The organism is Mesorhizobium sp. CNPSo 4684, from assembly GCF_057784315.1.
In genome coordinates this window covers 1-3,279 of sequence record NZ_JBWLUX010000077.1, presented here as the reverse complement: position 1 = coordinate 3,279, position 3,279 = coordinate 1, and the positions used below count along the sequence as shown (strand labels likewise).

General features: G+C 60.1%; 4 protein-coding genes and 1 pseudogene. 2 read left to right on the top strand and 3 right to left on the bottom strand.

What is annotated here, in order from left to right:
* From groL to AC04SG_RS32665, 3 genes are all read right to left on the bottom strand, one after another.
* Window positions 1-1,088 (bottom strand): chaperonin GroEL (groL, locus tag AC04SG_RS32675; RefSeq protein ID WP_488554381.1); only part of this gene is annotated, 1,088 nt, incomplete at its 3' end.
* A gap of 63 nt (window positions 1,089-1,151) precedes the next feature.
* Window positions 1,152-1,448: a co-chaperone GroES gene (gene groES / locus AC04SG_RS32670; RefSeq protein WP_488554380.1), complete on the bottom strand. Its 297-nt coding sequence runs from the start codon at window positions 1,446-1,448 to the stop codon at window positions 1,152-1,154.
* A gap of 610 nt (window positions 1,449-2,058) precedes the next feature.
* Window positions 2,059-2,205: a zincin-like metallopeptidase domain-containing protein gene (locus AC04SG_RS32665; protein ID WP_488554379.1), complete on the bottom strand. Its 147-nt coding sequence runs from the start codon at window positions 2,203-2,205 to the stop codon at window positions 2,059-2,061.
* Between the two features lie 184 nt (window positions 2,206-2,389).
* On the opposite strand from AC04SG_RS32665, the pseudogene AC04SG_RS32660 reads away from it, so the two are divergent.
* Both AC04SG_RS32660 and AC04SG_RS32655 read left to right on the top strand, forming a co-directional pair.
* Window positions 2,390-2,585: pseudogene (locus AC04SG_RS32660) on the top strand (3-oxoacyl-ACP synthase); the annotation flags it as partial.
* 427 nt (window positions 2,586-3,012) lie between these two features.
* The coding region (locus tag AC04SG_RS32655) for a hypothetical protein (protein WP_488554378.1) at window positions 3,013-3,279 on the top strand (267 nt) is incomplete at its 3' end.

The window sequence follows — 3,279 nt, the reverse complement described above, 5'->3', positions numbered from 1 at the left end:
TCCTTGTCGTAGTCCGACGTGGTCTCTTCGATCTGCTGCTTGATCTGGGCAACGCGGCCCTGGATCTCGGCCTTCTTGCCGGCGCCGTCGACGATGGTGGTGTTCTCCTTGGAGATCGACACCTTCTTGGCGCGGCCGAGCATGTTGAGGCCGACATTCTCGAGCTTGATGCCGAGGTCTTCCGAGATGACCTGGCCACCGGTGAGGATGGCGATGTCTTCCAGCATGGCCTTGCGGCGATCACCGAAGCCCGGAGCCTTGACGGCGGCGATCTTCAGGCCACCGCGCAGCTTGTTGACGACCAGCGTGGCCAGAGCCTCGCCTTCGACGTCTTCCGAGATGATGAGCAGCGGCTTGGAGGTCTGCACGACGGCTTCGAGAACCGGCAGCATGGCCTGGAGGTTGGAGAGCTTCTTCTCGTGCAGGAGGATGTAGACGTCCTCGAGCTCGGCAACCATCTTGTCGGCGTTGGTGACGAAGTAGGGCGAGAGATAGCCGCGGTCGAACTGCATGCCTTCGACGACTTCCAGCTCGGTCTCGGCGGTCTTGGCTTCCTCAACCGTGATGACGCCTTCGTTGCCGACCTTCTGCATCGCTTCGGCAATCATGGCGCCGACCGACTCGTCGCCATTGGCCGAGATCGTGCCGACCTGGGCAACTTCTTCGGAGGTCTTGATCTTCTTGGCAGCCTTGCCGAGAGCCGCGACGACTTCGCTGACAGCCAGGTCGATGCCGCGTTTCAGGTCCATCGGGTTCATGCCGGCGGCAACGGCCTTGTGGCCTTCCTGGACGATCGACTGCGCCAGAACGGTCGCGGTCGTGGTGCCGTCGCCGGCGATGTCGTTGGTCTTCGAAGCAACTTCGCGGACCATCTGCGCGCCCATGTTCTCGAACTTGTCTTCAAGCTCGATTTCCTTGGCAACGGTGACGCCGTCCTTGGTGATGCGCGGGGCCCCGAACGACTTGTCGATGACGACGTTGCGGCCCTTGGGGCCGAGCGTGACCTTCACCGCGTCGGCGAGGATGTTGACGCCGCGCAGCATGCGCTCACGGGCGTCGCGGGAGAATTTTACGTCTTTGGCAGCCATGTTTTAGCTCCTGGCAGGGGCTTGCGATAAAGCCCGGAATTCAGTTGACGGTGAGGCCGATAATCAGCCGATGATGCCCATAATGTCGGATTCCTTCATGATCAGAAGGTCTTCGCCACTGAGCTTGACTTCGGTGCCCGACCATTTGCCGAACAGGATGCGGTCGCCAGCCTTGACGTCCAGGGGAACCAGCTTGCCAGCTTCGTCACGAGCGCCGGAACCAACGGCGATGATCTCGCCTTCCTGCGGCTTTTCCTTTGCCGTATTCGGGATGATGATCCCGCCGGCGGTCTTGGATTCGGATTCGACCCGGCGAACGACCACGCGGTCATGAAGCGGGCGGAACTTCGACTTTGCCATTTTTTCTTCCTCGAATGAGAACGGTGAGAACAGTTCCTCCATCCGGCGAGGCCGCCGGATAGTTAGCACTCACCTAAGGCGAGTGCTAACGCGGTCGTGAGATAAGGCTGCAGGCTCGCACTAGTCAAGATGGAAGGGACAGGGCGAAGAGCAAAAAGCTGCTTTCGCCGACGCCATCCCCGCCGCCTTAGACACACGGCAGCGGGAGGGGGGCAAGGGAGCTAACGCAATCGGAGGTGCTCGTCTTGGTGTGCATCGCCTATGTCCAGCCGATCACGCGTGGCGAGCTGTTGTCCTTCTTCGCACGCTCGTCTGCGGGTGTGGGCTGGCCACCCATTTAACGATCGACGTGTCGAATGATTTCGCGGCGCCGTCCGATTTCCTCCGTTAAAATCCGGAGGCGATTGCATCGAAATACGGGTCTCAAATCGCAAATTGCGGTGGGACCGGCCCCTCGGCGCATGACGAGCTAACTACTGCTTCCCCGCCCTTTGTGAATCCAGCTCTTCGCCTTCGACCGGAGTGGTATCGATGGTCCTCGACTGGAGGCGCTGCAGTTCTTCGAGACGTTCGCCGTTAACGGTGTTGGGATCAAGCCGCTCGTTGAGATTTATGGTCGTCGCGACCTCGAGGCGCCCCGCCCCGGGGTCGCGCAAAGGAACGCGGCGGCAAGCTCCTCGCGAGAATAGCCGTCGTTTCCAAACCGTTTGCCGCCGAGGTCACGGTCAAAGTGCATGGCATGCCGGGTCCAGTGCACCTCGTTTGCGATTGCTGTCTAAACGCCTGCGCATCCCAGAAGGTCTTGAAGGCGGGCGTTTGAATAACGGAACCGAGCAGTCAGCGCATGACGGATGTTGGCCGCATCGCGGTGAAGAAGGCTTCGGCATGGGCAGTTCGCCCATTCGGGTTCCGGACGCGCCTGTCGACCTCGCTCCACACTTCGCGAAGTGTTTGCCAAGAGCGTGGAAATGATGACTGCATGTTCGACCGAGGCGCTCTAAACGGCCCGGCTGCGGCCACAAGACATCGACGGGCATCACGCCAAAGCATTTTTATGCAGTGGGGCGAAACCCGGGCATTGCTGATCATGCGATCGTCAAGACGATCGTCGATTACGGCAACTCTTGCGTCGCCACGCGCAGCTGACATCAAGAACGAGTGAGAATCGGATGGCGGGCCGGATGTGCTTGCCAAAGCAGTGCCTTCCCGTTCAACCAGGTTTCTGCCAGTCGCGCATCCGTACTTTGCAGTGCACCTCACCGCGAAAGATGGCCGTACAGATCAGCGAGGTGAAGCAGTATTTGTCTCAGATCTCGATTTATGGGGTCTTGACGGCGAAGCGCGCGGGCACATGCACAACGCTCGAGGCGCACTGTCGTGATCAGCTTGTCGACAGCTTCCCCATTTAACATAACAGACAGGGTTGGTCGCACTGGACGAACATCGGCTGCCGATGCTCACGATGCATGCCTGCCGAGGGCTGTTAAAGGGTAGTTTGTTCCTGATTTCCGGCACGTCAAATCCAGCCCAGCTTCGATGCCTCTATTTTTGAAGGGAGGAACGGATGGATTTCGCCTCGACGAAGTGGGAGCGTGTAAAGTCGGACAGCGCGGGCCGGCAAGCGGGTTCACCCGCGGTGCCGTCCGCAGATGCGACGACCTTTGAGCGGCAGCTGAACGAGGTCGCCAATTCCCGTGGCGGCAGAGCAATGCCGGCGGCCTCGACGTTGCAGCCGGTCCAGTCAGCTGGGGTTTTGATAGGGCACAGCAAGGAGCCTCTCTATTCCGAGGATGCTCGCCTTATTTCGGTGCTTGAGAAGGGCCTCCGCCAC

Excerpts from the sequence above, each read along its gene's own strand:
- groES (WP_488554380.1), bottom strand. The coding sequence starts at position 1,448 with ATGGCAAAGTCGAAGTTCCGCCCGCTTCATGACCGCGTGGTCGTTCGC.